The sequence below is a fragment of the Enterococcus sp. DIV1682a genome (assembly GCF_051711005.1).
Classification (GTDB): Bacteria; Bacillota; Bacilli; order Lactobacillales; family Enterococcaceae; genus Enterococcus_B; species Enterococcus_B hirae.
The window spans coordinates 2225844-2251605 of record NZ_JBIOLT010000001.1 but is presented as its reverse complement, the minus strand read 5'-3'; the positions used below and the strand labels follow the sequence as shown (position 1 = coordinate 2251605).

The window sequence follows — 25762 nt, the reverse complement described above, 5'->3', positions numbered from 1 at the left end:
CATTGATAACACCTATAATTTGTATCAAGAAAGCTATAGTTTGTTCATGTACACCCTTTTTGGTAAGCGCTATCATAAATTGTGGAAGATAATAATTGAGAAAGGAGTAACGAGTGGACAGTTGCAGCAAGCGATTAGATAAGAACAAATCATAGGAGGTAGCGATGAAGAAGTTAGAAGGTACTTTAGCTGGATTGTTGGTAACGGTGATGATGGGAATTGCACTGAAAGAACCGGTCGTTTATGCACAAGTAGATGCCACAAATCCCGAGGTAAGGGTTTCGATGGATAATCAACCGGAGTCCTCTTACTGGTTCCCTGATGAATTGCTTAAATGGACGTTTGATCAGGATACAGATGCGAAATACAATGTTAGTGTTGAGCCTTTAGCCACACGAGTGGAGAAATCGCACTTATTAAAATCGAATACTACCCAAAACGAAAAGATGAAGGTTGTCGCACTTTCGATCATGAATAATAGCACTAGTGGAAATGCACCAAGAGGGAGCAATCAGTTTGATGCAAATGTTTTTTCGAATTGGCAATATATTGATCAATTGGTTTATTGGGGAGGCTCAGCTGGCGAAGGTATTATTGTTCCGCCAAGCCCAGATGTTACCGATGCGGCGCACAAAAATGGTGTGCCTGTTTTAGGTACGATCTTTTTTCCGCAAGGGGCCCATGGCGGAAAAATCGAATGGTTGAATACTTTTTTAGAAAAAGATGATCAAGGTCATTTTCCAATCGTGGACAAGATGATCGAAGTCGCACAAAGATATGGGTTTGATGGATGGTTCATCAATCAAGAGACAGAAACCAATCTAACGAAAAAGCACGCTGATTTAATGAAAGAACTGATTGGGGAATTTAAACAAAAATCAGCTGGAGCGTTAGAGGTTATGTGGTACGATTCCATGACAAGTGATGGGAAAATGGATTGGCAGAATGCGTTGACTGATCAAAACCAAGATTATTTAGTGGATGCTGATTTGAATCCAGTAGCAGATAGCATGTTTTTGAATTTTTGGTGGAATACCTCTAGCTTAGCAGGCCAAGATCTATTGCGTAAATCAAAAGAAAAAGCAGAAAGTTTAGCCATTGATCCCTATGATTTATTTGCGGGAATCGATGTCCAAGAAAAAGGGTACGATACACCGGTCAAATGGGATTTGTTTACGGATAAGAAGGGAATACCCTATACTTCACTAGGGCTTTACGTCCCAAGTTGGACCTATTCTTCTTCCAATGACCCAATGGACTACCAACAAAAAGAAGAAAAATTCTGGATCAATGAACAAGGGGATCCTACTAAAAGTACACTACCAACCGGCACAAGTTGGCCTGGAATCTCTACTTTTTCGGTTGAACAAACCGCTATTACGCAATGGCCTTTTATCACCAATTTCAATGTTGGAAATGGTTACAGCTATTTTAGCAATGGGCAACAAGTTTCAACAAATGAATGGAATAATCGAAGTCTCCAAGATATCATGCCGACTTACCGCTATATTATCGAAGAAGGAGCTGGCAATAAATTAGCTGGTAGTGTGGACTATACTACTGCTTTTAATGGTGGGAGTTCTTTGGCTTTTAAAGGTAAGATGGCAGAAAAAGTAACAAGTAAGATCAAACTGTATCAAACAAAAGTCAAAGTCGAAAAAAACATGTCATTTACGACGACAGCCAAAGCATCTGATCGAACCACGTTGAAACTAGTGTTAGGTTTTGCTGATGGTACATTTGAAACGTTTAATGGCAATAAAAAAATAGGGAATGACTGGACAACGGTTTCTTATCCTTTGAATAAAGCAACTGGAAAAGAAGTAACGTCGATTGCCTATGAGGTAACCTCAGCAAAAGCAAGTGAGAATTATGAGTTATTCTTAGGTCAAATTTCTGCGACACCTAAAAAAGTGCTGAGTCCAACAGCGGTCAATGATGTTACGTTCGATGATTTGTCATTTGACGAAGAAGCAATGTTTGCCGGGATCAGATTATCTTGGACTAGTCCACAAGCAGATCGCATCAAACACTATGAAATTTACCGAGTTCTAGACGATGAAACACGTGTCTTTATCGGAGCCACACCTGCTGAGAATTATTTTATCAATGGCTTAGAACGTCAAAATGCAACAGCTACAGCTATCGAAGTTGTGCCAGTTGATATCTATGGCAACAAGGGTGAACCTTCCAGACCAAACAGTTTTGACTGGCCACCTGTTCAGTTACCACGTGCTTCCTTTACTGTCTCAAAAACTTTGGTAGCGCCAGGAGAACCGATCACTTTCACGAACACCTCTTCACGAAATACCCAAAGTTTAAAGTGGACATTCAAAGGTGCTGATGTAGAGTCAAGTACGGAAGAACATCCTCGTGTCACTTATTCAAAAGAAGGAAGCTACGATGTAGAATTGACAGCAATCAATGAAGCAGGAGAAACGACAACTGAAATGAAAGGGATCGTTACGGTTACCAAGAATGCCCAAGCTGGTCTGAGTTTATTATCTAAAGGTGCCAAAGCAGAAGCCTCTTCATATGTGAATGAATCAGAGGCACCAAAGTTTGCTGTCGATGGTGATCTTGGAACAAAATGGTGTGCTGTAGGGAGTGCCCCACATACCATCACGATTGACTTAGGAACAGCTAAATTGATCAGTGAAGTGCGCATGGCTCATGCTTCTGCAGGAGGAGAAAGTGTAGGCATGAATACCAAAGCTTATACTATAGAAGTGAGTGCAGACGGAGAAAAATTCCAAGAAGTTTCGCGAACAACTAATAATACGCAAGGTTCAACGCTAAATACCTTTGCAGCAACGTCTGCCCGATTTGTGAGAGTCATCATCGATCAACCAACTCAAGGCGCAGATACAGCTGTCCGTCTTTATGAACTAGAAGTTTATGGGTTAGCAGAATAAAATTGGGTGATTGTTTCTGAACAAAAAGGAGTTCTGACAGAAGTATCTATTCATGAAAATAAGCCGAAGAATCCAAAAATAGTTTCTTCTATCTTTGGATTCTTCGGCCAATATTTTGCTAGAGGTGAATACTTCAACACCTTTTATTCGTTTCTTGAATCAGTTTCAGATCATCACTAATTCCATTCAAGTTTTGCTGAGTGGCTCTTTTTTTTATTATAAACGATATAGAGAACTGTACAGATCAAAGGAATGATACCAGAAACAATGTATAATCCTCTAAATGACGTATAAGATTTCAATATTCCCATCAAGTAGGGGCCAACACCTAGACCTAGATCTAATCCGATGAAGTAAGTTGAAAGAGCGATACTGATACGGTGTTCTTTGACGATTTTCAAACAAACTGCTTGTCCGTTTGACATGAAAGTCCCGTAACCTAAACCAACGAGTGCGCCTGAAATAAGTAAGGTGATGCTGTTTGTTGTCGCACTTAGTAGAAACAAGCCAGCAGTCAAGAACAAATAGCTAGGATACATGACATACTGTTCGCCTTTAGCATCAAAAATACGTCCCGTCAATGGGCGAGTGAAGGTGATAACTAACGCATAGACCACAAAGAAAAAGGAGCCTGCAGCGACTAAATGAATGACTTTCGTGTAAGAAGATAAGAAGGACAAAACACTTGAATAAGAAAGACCCATCAAAAAGGCGATTCCTGTAATGAACAATGCTTTTTTCTCAATGAATCCATGGATACTCCAAGATTGTAGTGATTTTCTTTGAGTATCTGATAAATCAATGTTTTTGACTGGGAACATCAGGCAAGCAATCGTGACAAGAAAAACTAAAACGATAGAAAACCAAATAATAAAATGAAAATCAGTCAGATTAAGCAAGATCATTCCTAAAAAGGGTCCGATAGCAGCGGCTAAACTAGTACTTAAACCATAATAATTGATCCCTTCTCCTTTTTTTGATTCAGGAATATAGGCAGTGACGATCGCATTGGTTGCTGTCGAAACGGTCCCGTAGCCAAACCCATTTAAAAAACGTACCAGATATAATACGCCGATCGTTGGGGTGAAAAGATAGGCTAAAGTAGAGAGTAAATAAAAAATCGCTCCACCACGCAAAGTAAACTTGCGCCCAAATAATTCAAGTTGTTTACCCATAAATAAACGAGCCAATAGTGTACCTATGATGTAGATACCAGAAGCAAAACCTGCTTGGCTCATACTAGCATGTAAATCATCTTGAGCAATAACGGCAATAATGACCATCAGTAAATAATAAATTAAATAGACAATGAAATTAATAAGAGTGATTCCGATAAAATGTTTATTGAATAATTTTTTTTCCATTTGCTTTGTGTTTACCCCTTAATCTGAATAAGCTTTTAATTTTTGGATTTGTACTTCAACATCGTGGTAATTTGATGGGTAGCGATCGACCAATTGACGAATGAACAAGTCTCGAGTCGTCATAAATAATTCTAAAAATTCTTCTAATTCGTTCGATGGTTTTTCATCAACTGCTTTGATCAATTCAATCGAATTTTGGTAAGCATCATTTAAGAAAACCAAAGAAGCTTTCATGTCAAATCTTGTTTGATAAGCTGTTTCAAGTCGATTAATAATTGTTTTCATCCAGTAGTTCATATTTTTTTCCTCAATTCTTTCATTTTTTTTACATTCGCAGTATAACGAAACGAAAAGAAGAAAAAAATCACAGACATAATTTAAAATGGTACTTAACAAATGTTAATATCATTAGTAAAATACCTTTGGGCTTTAAAATACTTAGAAATCTTGTATTATTTTTTTAGATAAATGTTTGGATGGGGGAGCATGATTGGACAGCAGAGTGCTAAAGGAATATTTAGAGAAAAATCAATTTCCAATTGTACGAAAAAGATATCATAAGTATCTAACTTTTGAAGGAGTGGAGGATTGTTACACGTATATTTTAAAAGAAGGCACGGTCAAAGCAAGTGTCATCTCAAATGATGGTCGTGAGTTCAACTTGAGGTATATTAAAGATCTAGAGATTGTTTCACTTTTAAAAGATGAATATTCGCAGTTTATTGATTCGCCGTACAATATTCGGATTGAATCTGAATATGCAGAATTTTATCGAATCAATCGAGTGAAATTTTGGGAACATATCAACGAGGATCCAAAGATGCAACACTATGTAAAAGAGTATTATCGGTATCGTTTGCTGTATTCCATGAAAAAAATGCAACAAATGCTTTTAAATGGGAAATTAGGTGCTGTATGTACGCAACTTTACGAGTTATATGATTTATTTGGGGTTCGGACAGAGGAAGGCATGATGATCGATTTTGTGATCACTAATGAAGAAATCGCCAAGTTTTGCGGAATCTCTACCGCTAGTAGTGTGAGTAGGATCTTAAAACAACTGAAAGAAAATGGGATAATCACCGTTAAAGATCATCGGATCATTATCACCAATATGGATTTATTAGAAGACAATATTATCTTTTAAACAGGATCAGTGGAAAACATAAGATGCTTCCTTCATGTAGTTGTATCAGCTTTAGCTGACGACAATGCATGAAGGAAGCATCTTAATTTATGGATGATTGTTCCTATTGTGGTGCTTTAAAAGCTTCGACCACCACCACCGAAAGTCCCGCCACCGCTGGAATGAGTCGTACTTCCGCCACCGCCACTGCCAGGAGGTGGGCTTTTTGGAATCCTGCGTGTAGTGACAAAGGAGTTGGTTAAGCGATCTGTTTTATCCGTTAATTTTACGTTTGATTTTTCTCTAAATGGGTATTTATAAGTTCCCGATTTTAACTGATACCTCGAAACTGTTACAAAGTAGAATACGAGGCTCAACGCTAGGGCTAAAATGATAGAAATCACCATTTCAGTCGTCGTCAACACTTTATACCGCGTGATCTTACCAGTCTTTTCATCAATTCGATAATGCCCACCAGGAACTCCAGCTTCTACATATTCTGAAGTTTTAGTCAAATAAGCTTGAGCTGCTGCAAAATAAGCCGAATTTGTCATTTGGTCGTAGACATCATCTAACGTGTCATTGATCCGAGCATCATCAAGATAATCGATCATATTACCAGAAGTTGAAATGTAAATCTCACGTTGTCCCATATCTAACAACAGAACAGCCCCATTTTGATCATTACCGATCGCATTTCTTAAGTAATCATCTGCAAACGTTCGAGGTTCTTCTGAGTTGGAAGTCGTCGTTACGATAAAGATTTGTCCTTTGATCTTCTCATTGATAGGCTGGATTTGTTGCTCTAAAGATTGGATCTGCTCTTGCGTGAACAAACCAGCTTCATCGTTCACTGCGGGTGTAGCAGCATCAACGGAAGAACTCCAAAAGAAACCGAATAGGACTAGAAAGAAAAGTAAAATTCTTTTTTTCATATCAAGTATCCTCCAATCATAAAGAGGATCGCCAATACAGCAAAGATTCCAAAAGCCGTCAAGCCCAGTTTTTTATGACTGATGGGTAAAACACCGCTGACTTTACCTGTTTGACCATTCATGGCGTAATAATAGACTTTCTTATTGGCATCACTACTGCGATAAGTGACTAACCATACCGGTAAAAGAACATATTCATTATTCTCACTAGTGATATCTGTCGAAGTCCGAACATTGGTCAATGTGGTATAACCATTTGCGGTGTCACGTAACAATTTCTCGGAGTAATCTTGCAGTTCATCTTGCACTTGTGATTTGATTGCTTCATATTCGATATCTCGTTTTTCTGCTTGAAACCCTGCCAGATACTGACTTTTGAAGTCAATTGCCTTGTTCAAAGGAAACGGTTGGACTGCTTCCACCATTTTTTGTTGGGTATTCTTGGACAATGCATTTTTTACTAGTTCTTTAAAGGAAAGTGAGCCTTCTCGATGAACAGCAAACTGTTTGGTTTCTGTATACTCGATGTCACCCACTCGCCAAATACGAATCACTGTTCCGGTCGCTTGCATAGAGCCGTCAACGGTTGCATCCGTTGTCCAATAAGGAAAATAAACGCCAGTTAGTTTGTCGATTTGGTCTTTGTTGAAAAATTCTTTGGGTACAAACCATTTTTTCTTTGTCCAAGCTAAGAATTTTTCGACCGCCTCTTCTTTTTCGACTGCAAATGGTAAGACTTTATTTGGCAGTAATTTTCCACTTAACCGCCCGGATAAAACAACTGGGTTGTGACAATAGTAGCAGTAAGTAGCAGCAGTTGTTGCATCGGTCACGATCTCTGCTCCACAGCTTGGACAAAGAAATAGTTCCATCGTTGCTTCTGTTTCTTCTTCCGCTGATTCAGCTGGTGTTGCTTGATCGCTAGGATCAGAAAAACCACCAGCTTCTTCAAACGCTTTTCGTTCTGCTTCATCCATCTGCTCCAACTGTTCATCTGCAGTAAAAGTAAAATCTTTTTCAGAATCTTGTTGGGAGGGCGGTTGATCTTCTGAGTGAATCCCTCGGGCTGCTTTTTGTTCTTGTTCGTACTGACTGACTTCTTCCTCAGTGTAAACATTTAAACAATAGTCACAGTGGAATTTTTGATCTTTTGGATCAAACGTGAGAGGACCCCCACAGTTTGGGCATTTATGTGTAAGAACGTCCATTCTATCCACACCTTTCTAAAACTTAGTCGAGTGGGATTCCTTTGAATGGTTTTCCACAATTTGGACAAAACTTAGGGATACCATTTGAAAGATCGACCACTTCGTTACATTCACTACATTTCATTTGTAACTTTGGTTGGACATTTGCAACTGGCTTGGCTGCCCCACAGTTAGAACAGAATTTTCCCGTATTTTCAGTTCCGCAGACTGGACATGTCCAAGTATCATTGCTCCCTTGAGCAGTTTGTTGGTTTTGTTTTTCAGCTTGTTGTTTGATTTGTTCCTGGTTATTTTGTGCTGCTTGTGAAAGGTAAGAACCATTAGCATTCATTCCCATTCCCATGCCCATAAAGCCAGTCATCGCGCCGGCATCATTTTTACCAGCTGCTTCCATCCCACGAGCAATCGAACCTTGAACATAGCCTTCACGGACACTTGGATCTCCCAACATCGCACCTTCATTACGCATATTGATCAATTTCACTGAATCATCTGTGTAAGAAATACTTGCTACTGCGACAGAAACGATTTCCATACCACGTAATTCATTCCAAGATTCATCTAAAACATTGCCCATGTATTTACTTAATTCTAAGCTTTTTGATGGAACATAAGAAATGCGCTGACCATCAGCAGACATTTGGTTGATTGCAGCTTGAAGAGCTGTTAAAAATTCTGCCAGATACTGCTCATTAATATCTGAGATTTCTACTTGCGTTTTGTTTTTAGGAATAGCGTTGGTATAAAACAAAATTGGATCAGTAATATGGATCGAATAAGTACCATGAGCTCGTAAGAACAATTCAGCATTGTAAAAATTGTCAAAATAGTTCAGTGGCGCACTGGTACCAAACTTGATTCCTTTGATTTCTTGAAGATTGATATAAAAGACTTGTTGCTTTTGAGGTGTCACGCCACCGAATTTAAAACGTTCAAAAGTTTCTGCGATCGCACCTTTCAATGAACCATTGAACATGGAAGGAGCAGAGTCATTTTTGATCGTGTAGTAGCCTTCTTCAGCAGTATAATCAATGATTTTACCACCATCTACAAGGAGCATCATCATATTCGGATAGACATGGACAACGGTTCCGTCAGTTAGAACATCCTCTGTTCCTTTACGATTGGAGCCACGTTTATCATCTTTACGTACTTTCACACCTTTTGTCATAACTGTTGTATCGCTCATATCCGCTGGTTCGATTACTTCGATCCATTGATCTGCTAATCCACCGCCGATCATGCTTGTGGCTGCTTTGATAAGACCCATAAAAAATTCCTCCCTTTATGAATGTTGATTGTTAAATGAATGACTCTATTATACCATAGGAGCAATGAAAAACTCTCAGACGGAAGATGGATATTAGCTGTTTAGCTGATTTTCTTTCAGTTGCAAAAAGCAAGGAAGATCGAGAAAGCTGTTTGTGAGTATTTATTTGAAAGAATCGGGGAATACACAAGTAACTACAAACGACAAATCATGATTCTTCTCATAACTATAGTAGTTTTTTTTAGCAAAATCACGTATAATAAAAGATAGTGAATTTTTCAAAAAAGGGGGATCTTCATGGCATATCAAGCACTCTATCGTGTCTGGCGTTCACAGCGTTTCGAAGACATTGTCGGGCAAAAAGCGGTGACACAGACGTTGAAAAATGCTATCGTTTCCCATAAAACTTCTCATGCTTATCTATTTACAGGACCACGAGGAACTGGTAAAACGAGTGCAGCTAAAATTTTTGCAAAAGCTATCAACTGTCCGAATAGTCAAGATGGAGAACCTTGTAATCATTGTGAAATGTGTCAGTCGATTACAGCGGGAACACAAGAAGACGTGATTGAAATCGACGCAGCAAGTAATAACGGAGTCGAAGAAATACGTTTTATTCGAGATCGAGCGAACTACGCACCGACAAAAGCAACTTATAAAATCTATATCATAGATGAAGTGCATATGCTTTCTACCGGAGCGTTCAATGCATTGTTGAAAACTTTAGAAGAACCTAAAGAAAATGTTATTTTTATTTTAGCAACAACCGAGCCACATAAGATACCAGCAACGATCATTTCCAGAACACAACGCTTTGATTTCAAACGAATCAATGCAGCAGATATCGTTGAGCATTTGGCATACATTTTAAAGCAATCAGACGTACAATATGAAGAACCAGCACTAGGGGTTATTGCTCGAGCAGCAGAAGGCGGGATGCGTGATGCGCTAAGTATCATGGACCAAGCGATTTCTTTTAGTAATGGGATCGTAACTGTGGATGATGCGATGCAAGTTACCGGTAGTCTAACCAACGAGATGATGGATGAATTTTTAGGCGCTTGTGTGAATAATGAAGTGCCCAAAGCGTTAGAATCATTAACAGATATCTTAGCTGCTGGTAAGGAAGCACGGCGCTTTTTAGAAGATCTTTTACAGTATTGTCGTGACTTACTGATGTACCAACAAGCACCAAACCTCGTAGCAGAACGAACAACTTCACTTCGAGAACCATTTGTCGAACTAGCAAAAGAAGTACCTGCATCTCGACTTTTTCAGATGATCCATATTTTGAGTGAAACACAAAATGAGATTCGTTTTACTAATAGTGCTACGATCTATCTGGAAGTAGCAACCGTCAAGCTAGCTCAAGCTTCTGGTTCAGCTGCTCCTTCAAGTAGTAACCAAGCAAGTGAAGTAGACAGTCAGTTGATCAATCAGCTACAAGCAGAGATCAAAGAGCTGAAAAAAGCGATCAACGAGATCAAAACGAATGGGGGAACCCCTTCAACTACTGCCAAGCAAACACAAGCTCCTGTTCAAAAGAAACAAGCAAGTACGTATCGGATACCAACTGAACGTGTGTATCAGGTTCTAAGAGAAGCGACCAGAAAGCATTTGAATGAAGTCAAAGAAGTCTGGGACGATTTGTTGATGAGTTTGTCTGTGACACAACGAGCGATGCTTAAAGCAAGTGAACCAGTTGCGGCTAGTCCTACTGGGTTAGTCATTGCGTTTGATTACGAGATCGTTTGTCAACGAGCTGCTAACGACGAAGAATTACAGTTGGCGATCCATAATAATTTAAGTCGAATGATCAAAGACTATGCACCAGATTCAGTCTATATCACGAGAGAAAGCTGGCCAACGATCCGCAAAGACTATTTAGTCCAAGCAAAAGACGGGAGTAATGATGATTCTTTTGCTCCGGAAGATTCAGATGAAGAGATCGAACTGATCCCTCAACAAGCACCAAGTGAAGAAACGATCGTCACGAAAGCCGAAGAAATCTTTGGCACAGATGTTGTGACAATCATTGATGATTAAATAAAAAAAGGAGAATGATCAATTATGATGCGCGGAATGGGAAACATGCAAGGGATGATGAAACAAGTCCAAAAAATGCAAAAAGAGATGGTTCAAGCACAAGAACAATTGAACGAAACAGAATTTACTGGTGTAGCAACCAATGAGTTAGTGAAAGTTATTTTTACAGGTGATCGTCGGATGAAAGACATCCAAATCAGTGAAGGTGTCGTGGATCCTGAAGATACAGAAATGTTGCAAGACCTGTTGATGATGGCTGTCAATGATGCTTTGACAAAAATCGATGCAGAATCTGAAAAAACAATGGGAAAATACACTAAGGGGTTACCCTTCTAATTTTTCCTAAAGGGGTAATGAAAATGCAATATCCAGAACCAATTGCTAAATTGATCGATAGTTACATGAGACTGCCAGGGATCGGTCAGAAAACAGCCACAAGATTAGCTTTCTACACGATCGATATGAAAGATGAAATCGTGAATGAATTTGCTAAATCGTTGTTAAGTGTCAAACGAGATCTTCATTTTTGTAGTGTTTGCGGCAACATCACAGAAGAAGACCCATGTGAGATTTGTAAAGATCCTTCAAGAGACCGGGGGGTTATCTTAGTTGTCGAAGAACCAAAAGACGTGATGGCGTTAGAAAAAATGCGGGAATATCGTGGGCTTTATCATGTTCTACATGGGGTTCTTTCTCCAATGGAAGGGACTGGACCTGAAGATATCAACATTTCTTCGTTACTTGAACGCCTACATGATGATCAAGTGAAAGAAGTGATCATTGCAACAAATGCAACCACTGAAGGAGAAGCTACTGCCATGTATCTTTCACGATTGATCAAACCGGCTGGTATCAAAGTCACTCGATTGGCCCACGGCTTATCCGTTGGTTCGGATATCGAATATGCTGATGAAGTGACCCTGTTAAAAGCGGTAGAAGGCAGACGCGAGTTATAAATTTTCTATAAAAAAGAATTTCGGCTACAATAAAGAAGTAACGCAAGAGATGGGGGCAAAAATGTGAACGGACTATTTATTACGATCGAGGGACCAGATGGAGCTGGGAAAACCAGTATTCTAAATGAGTTATTCCCTCTTTTGAAAAAAGTAGCAAAAACAAAGATCATTCAAACAAGAGAACCAGGTGGGATCCCGATTGCCGAAGAGATTCGGGCAGTTATCCTTGATCCTAAAAATGATCGGATGGATGAACGGACAGAAGCTTTGCTATATGCTGCGGCTAGAAGACAGCATTTGGTCGAGAAAGTCCTACCTGCTTTATCAGAAGGAAGCATTGTTTTATGTGATCGATTTGTAGACAGCTCATTGGCTTATCAAGGGGCGGGACGTAGAATTGGTGTTTCTGAGATTGCCCGCTTGAATGAATTTGCTACAGAAGGTACGACACCTGACTTTACCCTTTATCTCGATATTGATTCAGATACTGGATTGCATCGCATTAAAGAGAACCGAAGAGGTCAAATCGATCGATTAGATTCAGAAGGATTGGAATTTCATCAACGAGTACGTCATGCGTATTTAAAAATAGCTGAAGAGAATCCTGAACGTATTTATAAAATTGATGCAAGAAAGAGCTTTGAAGAGGTACTTCAAACAAGTTACAGAGCCATTGTTGAACAATACCCACAATTTTTTGAAAACTAGGAAGGTGACTGTATATGAAAATTATTTTAGCAATTATTCAAGACAAAGACAGTAATCGTTTATCCAATGAATTGATTGATGCCAATATCCGTGCAACAAAATTATCTTCAACTGGTGGCTTTTTGAAAGCTGGCAACAGTACATTTATTGTTGGGATTGAAGACGAACGTGTAGAAGAAGCATTAGAAATCATCAAAAAAACTTGTGAATCAAGAAAACAATTTGTTTCAACACCTGTCACGTTGGATATCTCTATGGACGGTGGAGTTCCTTATCCAGTAGAAGTTGAAGTCGGTGGAGCAACCGTCTTTGTGTTACCAGTTGAAGGATTTCATCAATTTTAGGAGGCGCCATGGATCAAGAATTTACGCTGGATCAAATGCAACCTATCGTGTATCAACAGCTTCAACGAAGTTTTGAGCATGGGCGCCTCGCTCATGCTTATCTTTTTGAAGGCGAAAAAGGAACGGGAAAACACGAAATGGGGATTTGGTTAGCACAACACCTGTTTTGTACGAATCTGCAGGAACAACTTCCTTGTGGAGTATGCAATAATTGTCAACGAATCCAAAACCAAGAACATCCAGACGTTTTAACGATCGTACCAGAAGGGCAAACGATCAAAGTCGATCAAATTAGACGTTTGCAAACCGAATTTAGTCGTAGTGGTTATGAATCTAGGAAGAAAGTCTTCCTTATTCAAGAAGCAGAAAAGATGAATGCAAGTGCAGCAAATAGTTTGCTTAAGTTTTTAGAAGAACCACCAGGCGATTTTCTAGCGATCTTAGAAACGGATTCGATTGGGCGAATCCTACCAACGATTCAATCACGCTGCCAAATCTTGCATTTTCAGGAGCTGGCTAAAGATGCGTTGATTTATAAATTACAACAAGCACAGATTCCTTTAGAAAAAGCGAAACTTTTGACTTTCTTGACGAACAGTTTCACAAAAGCAGTTGAAATATCGCAAAATGAATGGTTTAATGATGCTAAGGATTCGATTCAACAGTGGTTTGTGTATTTGCAAAAAAATGATACACAAGCATTCATTTATGTTCAAAAAAAGTTAATAAAGACTTTTAAAGAAAAATCGCAACAATTTACTGGTTTATCGATCTTAATGTTTTATTATCAAGAAGCTTTACAACAAGCTTTAATAGCAGAAAATCTTAGAAAAGTAACACGTATTAATCAGACGATTGAGCGTATTTTATTAGCGGAACAGAAATTAAGAAGCAATGTCAGCTTCCAAGCAGTAGCGGAACAGTTTGTTTTACAAACAATTACTGGCTGAGACAGCAGGAAAAATGAGGGTCAAGGGGGATGGAAATGGTCGAAGTAGTAGGTGTCCGTTATAAAGAAGCAGGTCCTATCTATTATTTTAAACCTGGTCAATTAACGTATGAATACAACGAGAAAGTAATCGTTGAAACTCAAAAAAACTTACATATTGCAACTGTCGCCATTCCTAAAGCAGAACTTGATCCGGAAGAATTGCCTGAGCAAATCAGTTCAATTTTGCATAAAGCGACACAAGCAGAACTCGAAAAAGAACAAAAAAATAAAGAAGATGCAGAACAAGCCAGGCTGATTGCGAAAGAAAAAGTCAAAAAACATGGGTTAGAAATGAAGATCATTCATGTAGAATATACGTTAGATCGTAGTAAACTCATCTTTTCATTCACAGCAGATGGACGAATTGATTTTCGGGAATTAGTCAAAGACTTAGCTGCCGTGTTTCGCACTAGGATTGAACTTCAACAAATCGGAGTACGAGATGAAGCAAAATTGCTAGGTGGGATTGGTCCATGTGGACGGCCTTTATGCTGTGCTTCATTTTTAGGAGATTTTGTCCCAGTTTCAATCAAAATGGCAAAAAATCAAAATTTGTCCTTAAACCCGACTAAGATATCTGGGTTGTGTGGACGTTTGATGTGTTGCTTGCAATATGAAAATGAAGAATATGAATTAGCAAAAAAAGCACTTCCAGATTTTGGAACAGTGGTTAACACTCCTGATGGTAAAGGGAAAGTTGTCGGCTTGAACTTACTTAATCGACTAGTAAATGTTCGATTAACAGGTCGGGAAAATCCAATCGAATATGAATGGGATGAATTGAAAAACTTCATCCAGGTAGGTGAGATAAATGGATAAGAGATCATTATATGATGGCTTGAACCAATTAGAATCAGAGCTAAGAAATACATTAACTGAATTGGTGGAAATGAAGCAAGCATTACATGAGATCGTTGAAAAAAATACAACGTTGGAAATGGAAAATCAACGTTTAAGAGAGCATTTACGGGAATTAAATCAAGTACAAACACCAGCAGATAATGTGAAACAAGAACTTTCAAAATCTCGTATGAACTTAGAAAAGATTTATGAAGAAGGCTTTCATGTTTGTTATGATCTCTATGGCTCAAGACGTGAGAATGACGAACCTTGTGCCTTTTGTTTAGAAGTCATCTATCGAGAAAGCGGACGGTAAACAAAGAGATTTGAAACAAGCCTGATATTGCTTATTTTTAGCGATCAATAAACGGCACTCACAGTATCACTTCTACGGAATTAAGTCCGAAAATAAAAAATAAGAAATGCTATTTTTCAATGTTTCGCCCTTAATTCTTAAAGGAGGCCGTGTTGTTCACGACCTCTTATATGGCGTTCAAGAAGCAACTCCTCAGCAATAAGCGATGATTTTCTAAAATATGGGAAGCTATTTTAAAAAATCCTCTCTTATTTGCTCGGAGCTGATCGCTTCTTTCACGACCTCTTACACGGCGTTCAAAGAGCTGACCTTTGATAATAGTTCAAAAAACTGCAAAATATGAGAAGCTATTTTTCAGTTTTCTTCACTATTTCTCAGGTCAAACCGCTCTTTTCACGACCTCTTACACAGGAGAATAAATCATGCTTAATCAAAAAAGTTTTAAAGGACATCATGAAACTGGCTCGCTTTATTTAGTACCGACTCCGATTGGCAATTTAGAAGATATGACTTATCGTAGTGTACGGATATTACAAGAAGTAGACTTGATTGCCAGTGAGGATACACGAAATACCCAAAAATTACTGAATCATTTTGAGATTCAGACACCGCAAAAAAGTTTACATGAACACAACTATAAGGAACGAATTCCGCAATTGATCGCTGAGTTGATGTCTGGTCGCTCGATTGCACAGGTAAGTGATGCTGGGATGCCTTCTATTAGCGATCCAGGACATGAGCTGGTACTTGCTTGCATCCAAGCGGGGATTCCAGTAGTCGCTATTCCAGGACCAACTGCTGGGATGACTGCTTTGATTGCTTCAGGCTTGTTACCTCAGCCATTTTTATTTTATGGTTTTTTAGGAAGAAAGAAAAAAGAACAACAAACAACGTTAGAAACATTGAAAGAATACACAGCTACATTGATTTTTTACGAATCTCCTTATCGGATCAGTGCAACTTTAACGAATATGTTGACTGTTTTTGGTAACCGTCAAGTTGTTTTGTGTCGAGAATTAACAAAAATCCATGAAGAATATTTACGTGGAAGTATTGAAGAGTTATTAGACTACATTGAAGAACACCCTGTAAAGGGAGAATGCTGTTTATTGGTTGAAGGAAATACTGGAAGTGAAGAGCCACAAACACAAATTGAAGGATCATTGAAAGAACAAGTCGAACAGTTGATTGCTCTTGGGGAAAAAACAAATGCAGCCATTAAAGCTGTTGCTGTAAAAAACGGACTCAAAAAGCAAGAAGTATATCGACAATTTCACGACTTGGACTAGTTGTATCGAAAAAGATATTTTTTGAAGGAAAGTTATGTCCGAATTGTATAGGAAAGAACGTTTCTTTTTTGGTAATGACCATTTGCTTTCAATGAAAATTTAACTGATTTGAGACTTTTTCTAAAGATTATCGAGGTGATCAATGTGAAAACATATGTAGGTTTACTTGATAAGATCAGAGTGATAAAGACGCAACCATTGCTTGTTCGGTTTACATTGGAAACCATTCATCAGCCACTTAATTGTATTGTTGCAAATGTCGAGATTGCGGATAAGTTGATGATGATGGAAGAAAGAAAATATAACATTGCTGTGACAGGACACTTGAATCGACGTAATCAGCTAGTTGTTGAGAGTTTGCAAGTGAGAAACCCAGATCAATATACACGAAATCTCAAGATCTAGAGCGAGTGCGAGAAGTACTATGAAATTAGTGCGGTGCAACGCTACTCGTAGATTTCAAATATTAAAACACCATGGAGATTGAATGAAGTTCAACCTCTATGGTGTTTTTACGTAATGTCAACTACATAGCTAAATAAACCATAGTGAAAAAAATACTAGAACGAATTTCCAAAATTTCGCCCATAGTAAGATGAAGGGAACTTAAGCAAACCTAAGTAAACCTAAGAAGTATTTTATCCTATCTAAAGGTTAGCGCGCATTAATTGTCTTCATATAGCTATAGTATAGGTTAAGACAACGATTACTGAAACAATTCTTCATAGCTGATCGTTTCATCAGAGTTATTTAACTGATCCAGCAGCGTTTCTAGTTTCGCAAAATTGATAAAGCGTGCTTGTCGTTCGACTTCTTTATTTTTATGGTAGATCAAAATAACAGGAGCAGTCAATATTTGAAAGGCGCTAGCTACTTCAGGTGTTTCCACAGCATCTAAATGAAAACTAGGAAAATCATACTGATCCAATAATTTCTTCAAACGAGGAAGAACAGCATGACATACGCTGCAATTTGGCATAGATAAGTAAAGAACTACCGTTTCATCTTGTGCTAATGACTGATGTACTTCTGATAGATTCGTGGTTTTTTTCATATAAAAAACGTCCTTCCTAATCAAAACAGCGAGACTGGGACAAAACTTGTCTCAGTCTCTTCTAGTATCTCTAAAAACGGATAAACGGTGTTCAAAGAGCTAACCTTCGGCGATAAGTCAAAAAATCTCAAAACATGGGGAGCTGTTTCGAGATTTTCATCCTTAACGCTCAGGTCAAAACACTCTTTTCACGACCTCTTGTTCACGGTGAGACAAAAGTAGCATCTTCGGAAAATTTGCCGAAATTTACCAAAAATTTGAGAAGCACCAAGTAGGTAACAATTAACATCAAAAACTAGTTTTTGTGTTTCTTGTCAATTTTCGGAAATTCCTTCTTATTTCTTGATGCTAAACACTTTTGTCTCAACCTAATTTCGTGAACCAATTTAATCACAATAAGAAAAAAAGTCAACTAACTTGTCTTATTTTTATCAAATAAAAGATAAGAGTTAGGTAAGAAATAGAAGTAACCTTGTTTTTTTTTAGCGAAAAGCGTATATTATTCTGGCAAATGATGTTTATAGTAAGGAGCGAAAAAATGTTTTCTTTTATACCAAATTCGGTATTGCAGATGAGTACGATTTTTCTATCAATCGTTATTGAAGCTTTACCATTTGTTCTATTAGGCTGTCTCATCTCTGGGGCACTACAAGTCTTTTTAACACCTGAGCGAGTCAAACGCTGGTTACCAGATAATCGCTTTTTATCCATTTTGACTGGTTCTGTTTTAGGATTTTTCTTTCCATCCTGTGAATGTGGGATTGTACCGATCGTTCATCAGTTTGTCAAAAAAGGAGTTTCTGTGCATACCGCTTTTGCATTTATGTTAACAGCACCTATTATCAATCCAATCGTCATTTTTTCTACTTTTATTGCATTTGGGAACTCTTGGGAAATGGCCGGTTGGCGAATGGTTGGAAGCTTTGTGGTAGCGTTGATCATTGGTATCTGGCTCGCTTATTTTCAAAAAGAAAGTGTATTGAAAACGAAGATCCAACAAACAATCGATCATAACCATCATCACAACCATCATCATGACCACACCCATGGTACCAATGAACACGAGGAGGTCAAAATTGGGAGAATCAAGCAACTTAGTCAGCAAACAGGTCATGTCCTCACACATTCAATCGATGAATTTTTTGATACGGGTCGGTATCTGATTGTCGGTGGTCTGATTGCCGCTAGTATGCAAACTTACTTGCCAACTCGTGTCATGTTGACACTGGGCTCAACCAAACTACTAGCAATTATTATCATGCTTCTTCTAGCTTTTACGATGTCCCTATGCTCGGAAGCAGATGCGTTCATCGGGTCATCCTTACTCAGCCTTTTTGGTACAGCTCCTGTGGTGGCATTCTTAGTATTTGGACCAATGGTGGATATCAAAAACCTTTTGATGATGAAACGCTATTTTAATGGTCGCTTTATTTTGATGCTCATTGGTTTGATAGCCGTTAGTGTGATTGGTTTTACATTATTTATCTAGGAGGAGCAGTATGATACGATTTTTGATATTATCTGGTTATTTTGAGCTAATGATGTATTTACAAGTATCTGGGAAATTAGATCAGTACATCAATGTTCATTATCGTTATTTGGCTATTTTATCGATGATTTTATCTGCTTTACTTGCATTGGTCCAATTGTATATTTGGGTCAAGAGTGATTCAGTAAAAGGGAAAAAACAGGTAGATGAAGAAGTACACCATCACCACGATCATGATCACGATCACGGGTTAACCAAGCCCTCACAACGAGTGATCGCTTATGTTCTGTTGGCTTTACCTGTTATTGTCGGTACTTTATTTCCAACAGTCAGTTTAGATACGACGATTGTGGAAGCAAAAGGATTCAATTTTCCAATAAGTAAGGAGTCGGTTGGAGACCCTGAAATGCAGACACAATATTTAAAGCCTGATACGAGCATTTATTTTAACAAGTCTGACTATTTGGATCAGATGAAAAAATTAAAAGAAAAATATGATGACAAACAGCTTATTAAGATCACTGATGAGAATTACTTGGAAGTCATGGAATTGATTTATAATTACCCAAGTGAATTTATTGGGAAAAAAATCTCTTATGAAGGCTTTGTGTATAAAACGCCAGATGGGGAAAAAGAAGATAATTTCTTATTCCGTTTTGGAATCATCCATTGCGTTGCTGACTCAGGTGTATTCGGTCTATTGACACATATGCCGGAAGGAACGAATGTCAAAAACGATGAGTGGTATAAAGTCGAAGGCACCATCCAATCTGACTACTATGAACCCTTCAAACGGGACATTCCAGTTGTAGAGGTCAATACTCTAACCAAAATCGAGGCGCCCAAAAATCAATATGTGTATCGGTCATTTTAAAGCAAAGACTAAAATTATTAGTGACAAAAATAACTGATGTGACAATAAAAAACCAAAGTACTTGAAAATAGCTTGTAGCTTGCCTATTTTCTAGATACTTTGTTTTTTTATTCATGGCACGATTATTTTCGCCGTTACTTTTTCATTTATGAACGTTTTTAGATGTTCTTTTTTTTCGTTTCAAAAAAATGGCTTCTCGTTTTAATTTGAAGTTTCGGATATTGTGGTTGAAGACTTCTGATAAAACGAGTCCTAAAGCAATAGCACCAGCAATCATGATCGCTTGAACTGTATAACTCGCAGCTGCCTGATAAGAGCCAGTTACTAGATTTCTCACTGCTTGATAAGCCAGACCTCCAGGAACTAGTGGTACCATGCCAGGGATATTAAAGATGGTTACAGGCATTTTTAATCGTTTAGAAAAAAGATCACTGATAAATGCAACACCTAAAGAACCCAGTAACGAACCAAAGGCCGGCGTGCCACCCAAATCCACACATATCCAATAGATCATCCAGCCAAAGGCACCAGAGAGCCCACAACAAATCAAGGCACGTCTAGGAACGTTGGTGATGATCGCAAAAGCTGCTGTGGCTAAAAAGCTAAAAGAAAATTGAATAAATAGATTCCACATCATCATGTTCCTTTCTCAATAAAAAAGTTGGAAGATAAAGGCAATCGCAAATCCGATCATTGTGGCAGTCATCATGGCTTCTGTACCACGAGAAACTCCAGAAACATAGTGTCCAGCTAGTAAATCCCGAATAGCATTTGTAATCTGTACTCCAGGAACAAGGGGCATGACACAACCGATGATGATCAAATCCTGATTGGCACCTAATCCGACACGAACGCTGAGAATAGCTGTAAGACCAATTAACAAGGAAGATAAGAACTCTGACAAAAATTTGATCCGAAAAAATTTTAAACTATATAAGTAAATCGCATAGCCGATACCGCCGATCATCAAAGTGATTGGTAAATCACTCATTTCTCCACCAAATAATACCATGATCGTTCCGCTAATCACTGCAGCACTTAAAATTTGAAGCCATACTGGGAAAAATGATCGGTCTTTTTCAATGGCTTGTAAGGCAACGTAGAGATCATTCAAAGTTAACTCACCAGCAACATATTTTCTAGAAAGATTATTGACATTGACAACTTTTTCCAGATTAATGGAGCGATTGGTGATTTGTTCCATTCTAATGGTTGACGTACGGTCAAGACCAATAAACAAACCCGTTTGAGTAACATAGCTGACCAGTCGATAATTGCCAGAAGCAAGAGCGATTCGGCTCATTGTGTCTTCTACTCGGTACATCTCAGCATTGCTTTCCATCATGATTTTGCCAGCTAATAAACAAGTATCAAGTAATAAATCCAACTCTTTTTCTGTCATAATATTTTCTCCAATAGTTCATTTGTTGCTTTTATTTTACTACAAATGACTAAATAAAAGAGAAATAAATAAATACTTGAGTATGAAAAGAAAGAGGCGTATACTGATTTTTGTAAGATGCGGGTGTAGTTTAGTGGTAAAATCCCAGCTTCCCAAGCTGATGTCGCGGGTTCGATTCCCGTCACCCGCTTAAACGAACGATAAGAATGAATAGAAACAGTATTGATCACATTTTGTTTGATCAATACTGTTTTTTGTTTTTGAGTCACAAGGCATTTTTTGCTTGATTAAGTGAAAACATACTGTTTTAAGATCAATGATTTTTTATGACGTATTCTTTTTAAGAAGAGATCAATTTTTACTTAGTATAGAGAATTAAAGGTAGAAATAAATGGAATAAAATAAGTTTAAATATTTTAAAAAAGGGGAACGTATGTTAAAGTTTAGAATAGTTGTTTAGAAAAGGAGTAAAGAAATGCAGAAAAAATCAACAAAAGCCATTATGGGTGTGGTTGTTGCTGTTTTAGCAGGGGCACTAGGACTATCAACACAAAAAAATTCAGATATCGTTCAACAAATTACTGGGTTATTTGACTCAACCCCACAAGCGTCAAAAGTAGCAGACGTACCAGAATATGATGGGAAGCATCAAGAAATTGAGATCAATCAGAATCGTCCGGATTTCACTGAAGAAGATTTGAGCTTAGCTAAAGGAACATGGCAAAGCTATTCAAATATTGATCGATTGAACCGTGTAGGTGCGGCCAATGCGTTATTGGGAAAAGACCTTTTTCCCAAAGAAAAACGCGAGCCGTTGTATATTGATCCAACTGGTTGGAAACAAAAAAAATTAAGCGATGGCCAATGGCTTTATAATCGTAGCCATTTGATTGGTTATCAATTGACTGGACAAAACAACAACATCAAAAATTTGATGACAGGTACTCGTTCATTAAATGCGCCGTATATGCTAGTCCATGAAAATGATATTGCCGCTTATATCAAAGAAACCAATCATCACGTTCGTTATCGTGTCACTCCACATTTTAAGGGGAATGAATTAGTTGCCAGAGGAGTACAATTAGAAGCAGAAAGTATTGAAGATAAAAAAATAAAATTTAATGTGTTTATTTATAACGTTCAAGAGGGTTATGAAATCAACTATGATACTGGACAGGCGAGAAAAAAATAGCTAATGACATTTGATAGTATACGAAAAAAGTATGAACTTTTTGAAGAATTATCGAAAAAGCTTATATTTATTTAAATATAGCGTATACTTTGGTTAAGATACGATCAAGTAACTGAACATTTGATCACAAATATGTTAAAGTAATGAGAAGTCTGTTTATTAATTTAACCGGAAGTTTTTTAAGATTTATTTGTAGTTTTAAGGTAATTCGAGTAAAATAAAAGTGTAGAAGGTAAATGAATACCTTGCGGGAAAGAGGTGTAGAATCATGGGTTTTACAGATGAAACCGTACGTTTTGGTTTTGACGATAGTCGTAAAAAAGAAGTAAGTGAGACATTAGCGATCGTTTATCGGGCTTTAGAAGAAAAAGGCTACAATCCAATTAATCAGATTGTTGGCTACTTGCTTTCTGGAGACCCGGCCTACATTCCTCGTTATCGTGATGCAAGAAACTTGATACGTCGTCACGAACGCGATGAAATCATGGAAGTAATTGTTAAAGATTATCTAACAAACCATGGGGTAAGTATATGAGAGTAATGGGCTTAGATGTGGGCTCAAAAACAGTTGGTATTGCTGTTAGCGATCCATTTGGTTGGACCGCTCAAGGAGTAGAGATCATTCGTATTGATGAAGAGGCGGAAGAGTTTGGCTTTGACCGTTTGAAAGAACTAGTCGATCAATACGAAGTAGACCGATTTGTCGTAGGCTTACCTAAAAATATGAATAATACAATTGGACCAAGAGCAGAAAGCTCAATGGCTTATGGAGAAAAAATTAAAGAATTATTCTCGTTACCAGTTGAATATCAAGATGAACGACTAACCACAGTTCAAGCTGAACGAATGTTAGTTGAGCAAGCCAATACATCAAGAGCTAAAAGAAAAAAAGTGATTGATAAATTAGCTGCTGTCATGATTTTACAAAATTATTTAGACGGTTCAGGAAAAAAATTATTTTAATTTCAATGAAAAGAGGGAGACTTATGACAGAACATAACCACACACATGACCACGATCACGAAGGGCACGAGCATATCACCTTAGTAGATGATCAAGGAAACGAAACATTATATGAAATCTTATTAACAGTTGATGGACAAGAAGAATTTGGCCGTAACTACGTATTGCTTTATCCAGCTGGTGTACCAGAAGATGAAGATGTTGAGTTGCAAGCCTATGCTTATGTCGAAAATGAAGATGGCACAGAAGGCGAACTAGAACAAATCGAAACTGATGCAGAATGGGACATGATTGAAGAAGTATTCAACACGTTCATGGCTGAAGAAGAAGAATAGTCTTAAAATGACGGCTGAACCCTTGATGGATAAGGGTTCAGCTTTTTTGTGTTTTGCTTTGACCAAGGTTATTAAAAATCGGCTCTTTGTCAAGAAGGACTGATGAGTGGAGTAAAATCAAATCTGAGTCTGAACAATCAACTCGCTTTCATCAGCCACATAAATAATAGAGTCAAAATAGTTAAGTGTATTTTGTTTTAAGGAATGATCAAGAATAAAGTATGCAGAAAATATCTGATTTCTAGATAGGAATATAAAACCCTTCGTAGGGTACGATATAATAATAAGAGGTTCTTTGTGATGAAGTATGTGACTTGTCATTGTTTCTAAGAATGAAATGACAGATAAAGTGAATATTCTTGTCCACTTTTTCAGATGTTCAAGCGTTGTATAGATGAAAGGAGAAAATGAAATGAAACAGGAGGGAACATTTGAAGAAGTATTACTTTTATTAGGGCAAGAAGTAATAAGAGTGCTAATAGAAAAGGGGAGTACGTTGGAAGACGCAGAAGATGCTGTTTCTAAAACCTATGATACTATATTTTCTTCTCTTATCTATATGACACAGGATAATTTACGTCCTTGGTTTTTTAGAGTTTCTTTCAATAACTATATTGATCTATTCAGGAAAAAGAAGCGTGAAAAAGAGCTTATTTTTCGCTATGTTGACTCGCAGTCGAATGGAACTAATGAATCAGAAAATTTATGGATGATTATCGACTCGCTAAAAAGGCAAGAACAAGAATTACTGATTTTTAAGTATTATTATCGACTATCGTATGAGGACATCGCGAGTATGTTAAATCAAAAAGTAGAAACCGTGAAAAAACAATTATACAGAGCACGAAAAAAATTAAAGGCAAACTGGGAGGATGAGTGATGGATTTGAATAGGAGTATCAAAAAAGCCAAAAGAAAACAGATAATAATGGTCAGTTGTGTTTCAATCATAATTTTTCTTACGATGTCGGGTATCTTGGTTTTTATATTAGATAAAGTCGCTACGAAAAATTATCATGAGCTAGATCAGTCGTTATTTGCTTACCAAACAATTGCGTCACCAAATACACAAATTGACTCACAAGTGATTGCTAACAGCTCAATTTTGGGCGGGGAGGTCGTAACTAACCAATCGAAAAACATTGATGGCTACATTGTACCCTGGAGTAGTTTACATAGTAAGTACAATGTTTTTGGCAACGAAGTGGACAATAATGAACGGATGACATCTTGGTATCATTCCCTTAAAAATTCATATGAATATAATCGTCAAACCAAACAAAAAGTCGCCACATTCTACAATCCGACGATTGAAAACTATTATGGTGGGGTGAAAAATGAATTAGCGGATTTAAAAAGCACGGATGATTTACTTGCAGAAGTAGCGATTTCCTTTGATCGGCCCTATCGCTATAGTGAAGTGAAAAAAATGTTTCCGGAAAATGTCAATGTTGTCTGGTTGTATTTGTTTTCTGAAGAGAGAGACGAAAGCAAAGGACGTTCCGGTATGCCAACGTATGGTTTTCAGTTAAGTTTTGATGAAAAGAATCAGCTGATTGATGCAGAAGCAGATAAAGATTATTTTTTCAGCTCATTTGAATCACACGTTTCTTCTGTGAATAATAAAGCAATGGTAAATTTTCTAAAGGAAAACGAAAATAAGAAAGTAGATGACCTAGAAGTCTTAGGAGTAATGATCACAGGACAAGCAAAGAATTTAGCAGAACTAAAAGACAAACCCTTTGTTAGAGGCAGTTCTGTTGGTGTAACAGTACCGATTGTTCCATACATTGAACCAGAAAAATAGTAAGCTATCCTAAACAAGGAAATTGATTTAGTTCGTTTTATTTTATAAAGGTAAACAGAGGGTGTTCAGAAGACAACGGATTTCTGGACACTTTTGTTGTAATCGAATATGAAGTGTATCCTATTCTTTTTGTGTCTATAAACACTCAAACAAAGTTCATTAAATGTTTAGATGTGCTGCAAGTTTTTTAATTGCTTTATTTTTAGTCGCTTGGCTAAGGTTAACCATCGGTGTCCTTTTTTTGTTAACAGCCAACTGATGAACCTATGTTATCTAATACAATAGAAGAATTGAGGTATAACAGGTAATTAGATATCGTATTTCTTCTGAAAAATAAAA

The 25762-nt window shown here is 37.6% G+C and carries 28 protein-coding genes and 1 tRNA gene; 21 read left to right on the top strand and 8 right to left on the bottom strand.

Annotation, left to right across the window (positions count from 1 at the left end):
• The first annotated feature begins 164 nt into the window (after positions 1-164).
• Positions 165-2915: an endo-beta-N-acetylglucosaminidase gene (locus IGJ23_RS10320; protein ID WP_438774929.1), complete on the top strand. Its 2751-nt coding sequence runs from the start codon at positions 165-167 to the stop codon at positions 2913-2915.
• Between the two features lie 176 nt (positions 2916-3091).
• On the opposite strand, the gene IGJ23_RS10315 is transcribed toward IGJ23_RS10320, so the two are convergent.
• Together IGJ23_RS10315 and IGJ23_RS10310 are read right to left on the bottom strand one after the other, a co-directional pair.
• Complete coding sequence (locus IGJ23_RS10315; RefSeq protein ID WP_010738045.1) at positions 3092-4279, bottom strand: MFS transporter; 1188 nt, start codon at positions 4277-4279, stop codon at positions 3092-3094.
• A gap of 18 nt (positions 4280-4297) precedes the next feature.
• Complete coding sequence (locus IGJ23_RS10310; RefSeq protein WP_010718697.1) at positions 4298-4576, bottom strand: hypothetical protein; 279 nt, start codon at positions 4574-4576, stop codon at positions 4298-4300.
• A gap of 193 nt (positions 4577-4769) precedes the next feature.
• Here IGJ23_RS10310 and IGJ23_RS10305 point away from each other — a divergent pair, with 193 nt between their 5' ends.
• On the top strand, positions 4770-5426 hold the full coding sequence (locus tag IGJ23_RS10305; RefSeq protein ID WP_010738044.1) for a Crp/Fnr family transcriptional regulator: 657 nt from the start codon (positions 4770-4772) through the stop codon (positions 5424-5426).
• Positions 5427-5542: 116 nt separating this feature from the next.
• On the opposite strand, the gene IGJ23_RS10300 is transcribed toward IGJ23_RS10305, so the two are convergent.
• Genes IGJ23_RS10300 through IGJ23_RS10290 form a run of 3 tightly spaced genes read right to left on the bottom strand, consistent with a single transcriptional unit; the run spans position 5543 to position 8818 of the window.
• Positions 5543-6340, bottom strand: coding sequence for a TPM domain-containing protein (locus IGJ23_RS10300; protein ID WP_010718695.1), 798 nt, complete (start codon positions 6338-6340; stop codon positions 5543-5545).
• Positions 6337-7548: a TFIIB-type zinc ribbon-containing protein gene (locus IGJ23_RS10295; protein ID WP_207431729.1), complete on the bottom strand. Its 1212-nt coding sequence runs from the start codon at positions 7546-7548 to the stop codon at positions 6337-6339. Before IGJ23_RS10295 ends, IGJ23_RS10300 begins: the two co-directional genes overlap by 4 nt.
• Positions 7549-7570: 22 nt before the next feature.
• Entirely contained in the window at positions 7571-8818 is a 1248-nt protein-coding gene (locus IGJ23_RS10290; protein ID WP_010718693.1) for an SPFH domain-containing protein, read from the bottom strand.
• Between the two features lie 297 nt (positions 8819-9115).
• On the opposite strand from IGJ23_RS10290, the gene dnaX reads away from it, so the two are divergent.
• The 10 genes from dnaX (at position 9116) to IGJ23_RS10240 (ending at position 16713) form a co-directional block, all read left to right on the top strand.
• On the top strand, positions 9116-10864 hold the full coding sequence (dnaX, locus tag IGJ23_RS10285; protein ID WP_053765732.1) for a DNA polymerase III subunit gamma/tau: 1749 nt from the start codon (positions 9116-9118) through the stop codon (positions 10862-10864).
• A gap of 24 nt (positions 10865-10888) precedes the next feature.
• Positions 10889-11200, top strand: a complete 312-nt coding sequence (locus IGJ23_RS10280; RefSeq protein ID WP_010718691.1) for a YbaB/EbfC family nucleoid-associated protein — start codon at positions 10889-10891, stop codon at positions 11198-11200.
• Between the two features lie 23 nt (positions 11201-11223).
• The gene (recR, locus tag IGJ23_RS10275) at positions 11224-11820 is read left to right on the top strand and encodes a recombination mediator RecR (RefSeq protein WP_010718690.1); all 597 of its coding nucleotides are present in this window, start codon (positions 11224-11226) and stop codon (positions 11818-11820) included.
• Positions 11821-11883: 63 nt separating this feature from the next.
• Complete coding sequence (tmk, locus tag IGJ23_RS10270; protein WP_010718689.1) at positions 11884-12528, top strand: dTMP kinase; 645 nt, start codon at positions 11884-11886, stop codon at positions 12526-12528.
• Positions 12529-12542: 14 nt separating this feature from the next.
• Positions 12543-12872: a cyclic-di-AMP receptor gene (locus tag IGJ23_RS10265; protein WP_010718688.1), complete on the top strand. Its 330-nt coding sequence runs from the start codon at positions 12543-12545 to the stop codon at positions 12870-12872.
• A gap of 8 nt (positions 12873-12880) precedes the next feature.
• Positions 12881-13822, top strand: a complete 942-nt coding sequence (gene holB / locus IGJ23_RS10260) for a DNA polymerase III subunit delta' (protein WP_010718687.1) — start codon at positions 12881-12883, stop codon at positions 13820-13822.
• Between the two features lie 35 nt (positions 13823-13857).
• On the top strand, positions 13858-14682 hold the full coding sequence (locus IGJ23_RS10255) for a PSP1 domain-containing protein (RefSeq protein ID WP_010738041.1): 825 nt from the start codon (positions 13858-13860) through the stop codon (positions 14680-14682).
• Positions 14675-15019, top strand: coding sequence for a DNA replication initiation control protein YabA (locus IGJ23_RS10250; RefSeq protein WP_010718685.1), 345 nt, complete (start codon positions 14675-14677; stop codon positions 15017-15019). Before IGJ23_RS10255 ends, IGJ23_RS10250 begins: the two co-directional genes overlap by 8 nt.
• A 422-nt stretch (positions 15020-15441) precedes the next feature.
• Positions 15442-16308: a 16S rRNA (cytidine(1402)-2'-O)-methyltransferase gene (rsmI, locus tag IGJ23_RS10245; RefSeq protein WP_010718684.1), complete on the top strand. Its 867-nt coding sequence runs from the start codon at positions 15442-15444 to the stop codon at positions 16306-16308.
• 144 nt (positions 16309-16452) lie between these two features.
• On the top strand, positions 16453-16713 hold the full coding sequence (locus IGJ23_RS10240; protein WP_002328071.1) for a hypothetical protein: 261 nt from the start codon (positions 16453-16455) through the stop codon (positions 16711-16713).
• Positions 16714-17014: 301 nt separating this feature from the next.
• Here the strand turns inward: IGJ23_RS10240 and IGJ23_RS10235 are convergent, their stop codons facing one another.
• The gene (locus tag IGJ23_RS10235) at positions 17015-17362 is read right to left on the bottom strand and encodes a thioredoxin family protein (RefSeq protein WP_002328072.1); all 348 of its coding nucleotides are present in this window, start codon (positions 17360-17362) and stop codon (positions 17015-17017) included.
• A gap of 538 nt (positions 17363-17900) precedes the next feature.
• Here IGJ23_RS10235 and IGJ23_RS10230 point away from each other — a divergent pair.
• Positions 17901-18851, top strand: a complete 951-nt coding sequence (locus IGJ23_RS10230; protein ID WP_438774928.1) for a permease — start codon at positions 17901-17903, stop codon at positions 18849-18851.
• Between the two features lie 10 nt (positions 18852-18861).
• Positions 18862-19725 carry a TIGR03943 family putative permease subunit gene (locus tag IGJ23_RS10225; RefSeq protein ID WP_010718682.1) on the top strand — a complete coding sequence of 288 codons (864 nt, stop codon included), beginning with the start codon at positions 18862-18864 and terminating at the stop codon, positions 19723-19725.
• 142 nt (positions 19726-19867) lie between these two features.
• On the opposite strand, the gene IGJ23_RS10220 is transcribed toward IGJ23_RS10225, so the two are convergent.
• Complete coding sequence (locus IGJ23_RS10220; RefSeq protein ID WP_438775077.1) at positions 19868-20359, bottom strand: threonine/serine exporter family protein; 492 nt, start codon at positions 20357-20359, stop codon at positions 19868-19870.
• A 15-nt stretch (positions 20360-20374) separates the two neighbouring features.
• Complete coding sequence (locus IGJ23_RS10215) at positions 20375-21127, bottom strand: threonine/serine exporter family protein (RefSeq protein ID WP_053765728.1); 753 nt, start codon at positions 21125-21127, stop codon at positions 20375-20377.
• A gap of 119 nt (positions 21128-21246) precedes the next feature.
• Here IGJ23_RS10215 and IGJ23_RS10210 point away from each other — a divergent pair.
• The 7 genes from IGJ23_RS10210 (at position 21247) to IGJ23_RS10180 (ending at position 25423) form a co-directional block, all read left to right on the top strand.
• A tRNA-Gly gene (locus IGJ23_RS10210) sits at positions 21247-21317 on the top strand.
• A 285-nt stretch (positions 21318-21602) separates the two neighbouring features.
• Entirely contained in the window at positions 21603-22319 is a 717-nt protein-coding gene (locus tag IGJ23_RS10205; protein ID WP_010718679.1) for a DNA/RNA non-specific endonuclease, read from the top strand.
• Positions 22320-22587: 268 nt separating this feature from the next.
• The gene (locus IGJ23_RS10200; RefSeq protein WP_010718678.1) at positions 22588-22854 is read left to right on the top strand and encodes an IreB family regulatory phosphoprotein; all 267 of its coding nucleotides are present in this window, start codon (positions 22588-22590) and stop codon (positions 22852-22854) included.
• A complete protein-coding gene (gene ruvX / locus IGJ23_RS10195) occupies positions 22851-23282 on the top strand; it encodes a Holliday junction resolvase RuvX (protein ID WP_010718677.1) in 432 nt (143 codons plus the stop codon). Before IGJ23_RS10200 ends, ruvX begins: the two co-directional genes overlap by 4 nt.
• Before the next feature lie 23 nt (positions 23283-23305).
• A complete protein-coding gene (locus tag IGJ23_RS10190; RefSeq protein ID WP_010718676.1) occupies positions 23306-23617 on the top strand; it encodes a DUF1292 domain-containing protein in 312 nt (103 codons plus the stop codon).
• Between the two features lie 412 nt (positions 23618-24029).
• Positions 24030-24497, top strand: a complete 468-nt coding sequence (locus IGJ23_RS10185; protein ID WP_010738038.1) for an RNA polymerase sigma factor — start codon at positions 24030-24032, stop codon at positions 24495-24497.
• Positions 24497-25423 carry an anti sigma factor C-terminal domain-containing protein gene (locus IGJ23_RS10180; protein WP_178305760.1) on the top strand — a complete coding sequence of 309 codons (927 nt, stop codon included), beginning with the start codon at positions 24497-24499 and terminating at the stop codon, positions 25421-25423. The genes IGJ23_RS10185 and IGJ23_RS10180 overlap by 1 nt, the downstream gene beginning before the upstream one ends.
• The last annotated feature ends 339 nt before the right edge of the window (positions 25424-25762 follow it).

Coding starts and splice junctions, on each gene's coding strand:
- IGJ23_RS10320 (WP_438774929.1), top strand. CDS start 165: ATGAAGAAGTTAGAAGGTACTTTAGCTGGATTGTTGGTAACGGTGATG.
- IGJ23_RS10315 (WP_010738045.1), bottom strand. CDS start 4,279: ATGGAAAAAAAATTATTCAATAAACATTTTATCGGAATCACTCTTATT.
- IGJ23_RS10310 (WP_010718697.1), bottom strand. CDS start 4,576: ATGAACTACTGGATGAAAACAATTATTAATCGACTTGAAACAGCTTAT.
- IGJ23_RS10300 (WP_010718695.1), bottom strand. CDS start 6,340: ATGAAAAAAAGAATTTTACTTTTCTTTCTAGTCCTATTCGGTTTCTTT.
- IGJ23_RS10295 (WP_207431729.1), bottom strand. CDS start 7,548: ATGGACGTTCTTACACATAAATGCCCAAACTGTGGGGGTCCTCTCACG.
- IGJ23_RS10290 (WP_010718693.1), bottom strand. CDS start 8,818: ATGGGTCTTATCAAAGCAGCCACAAGCATGATCGGCGGTGGATTAGCA.
- dnaX (WP_053765732.1), top strand. CDS start 9,116: ATGGCATATCAAGCACTCTATCGTGTCTGGCGTTCACAGCGTTTCGAA.
- IGJ23_RS10280 (WP_010718691.1), top strand. CDS start 10,889: ATGATGCGCGGAATGGGAAACATGCAAGGGATGATGAAACAAGTCCAA.
- recR (WP_010718690.1), top strand. CDS start 11,224: ATGCAATATCCAGAACCAATTGCTAAATTGATCGATAGTTACATGAGA.
- IGJ23_RS10265 (WP_010718688.1), top strand. CDS start 12,543: ATGAAAATTATTTTAGCAATTATTCAAGACAAAGACAGTAATCGTTTA.
- holB (WP_010718687.1), top strand. CDS start 12,881: ATGGATCAAGAATTTACGCTGGATCAAATGCAACCTATCGTGTATCAA.
- IGJ23_RS10255 (WP_010738041.1), top strand. CDS start 13,858: ATGGTCGAAGTAGTAGGTGTCCGTTATAAAGAAGCAGGTCCTATCTAT.
- IGJ23_RS10250 (WP_010718685.1), top strand. CDS start 14,675: ATGGATAAGAGATCATTATATGATGGCTTGAACCAATTAGAATCAGAG.
- rsmI (WP_010718684.1), top strand. CDS start 15,442: ATGCTTAATCAAAAAAGTTTTAAAGGACATCATGAAACTGGCTCGCTT.
- IGJ23_RS10235 (WP_002328072.1), bottom strand. CDS start 17,362: ATGAAAAAAACCACGAATCTATCAGAAGTACATCAGTCATTAGCACAA.
- IGJ23_RS10230 (WP_438774928.1), top strand. CDS start 17,901: ATGTTTTCTTTTATACCAAATTCGGTATTGCAGATGAGTACGATTTTT.
- IGJ23_RS10225 (WP_010718682.1), top strand. CDS start 18,862: ATGATACGATTTTTGATATTATCTGGTTATTTTGAGCTAATGATGTAT.
- IGJ23_RS10220 (WP_438775077.1), bottom strand. CDS start 20,359: ATGTGGAATCTATTTATTCAATTTTCTTTTAGCTTTTTAGCCACAGCA.
- IGJ23_RS10215 (WP_053765728.1), bottom strand. CDS start 21,127: ATGACAGAAAAAGAGTTGGATTTATTACTTGATACTTGTTTATTAGCT.
- IGJ23_RS10205 (WP_010718679.1), top strand. CDS start 21,603: ATGCAGAAAAAATCAACAAAAGCCATTATGGGTGTGGTTGTTGCTGTT.
- IGJ23_RS10200 (WP_010718678.1), top strand. CDS start 22,588: ATGGGTTTTACAGATGAAACCGTACGTTTTGGTTTTGACGATAGTCGT.
- ruvX (WP_010718677.1), top strand. CDS start 22,851: ATGAGAGTAATGGGCTTAGATGTGGGCTCAAAAACAGTTGGTATTGCT.
- IGJ23_RS10190 (WP_010718676.1), top strand. CDS start 23,306: ATGACAGAACATAACCACACACATGACCACGATCACGAAGGGCACGAG.
- IGJ23_RS10185 (WP_010738038.1), top strand. CDS start 24,030: ATGAAACAGGAGGGAACATTTGAAGAAGTATTACTTTTATTAGGGCAA.
- IGJ23_RS10180 (WP_178305760.1), top strand. CDS start 24,497: ATGGATTTGAATAGGAGTATCAAAAAAGCCAAAAGAAAACAGATAATA.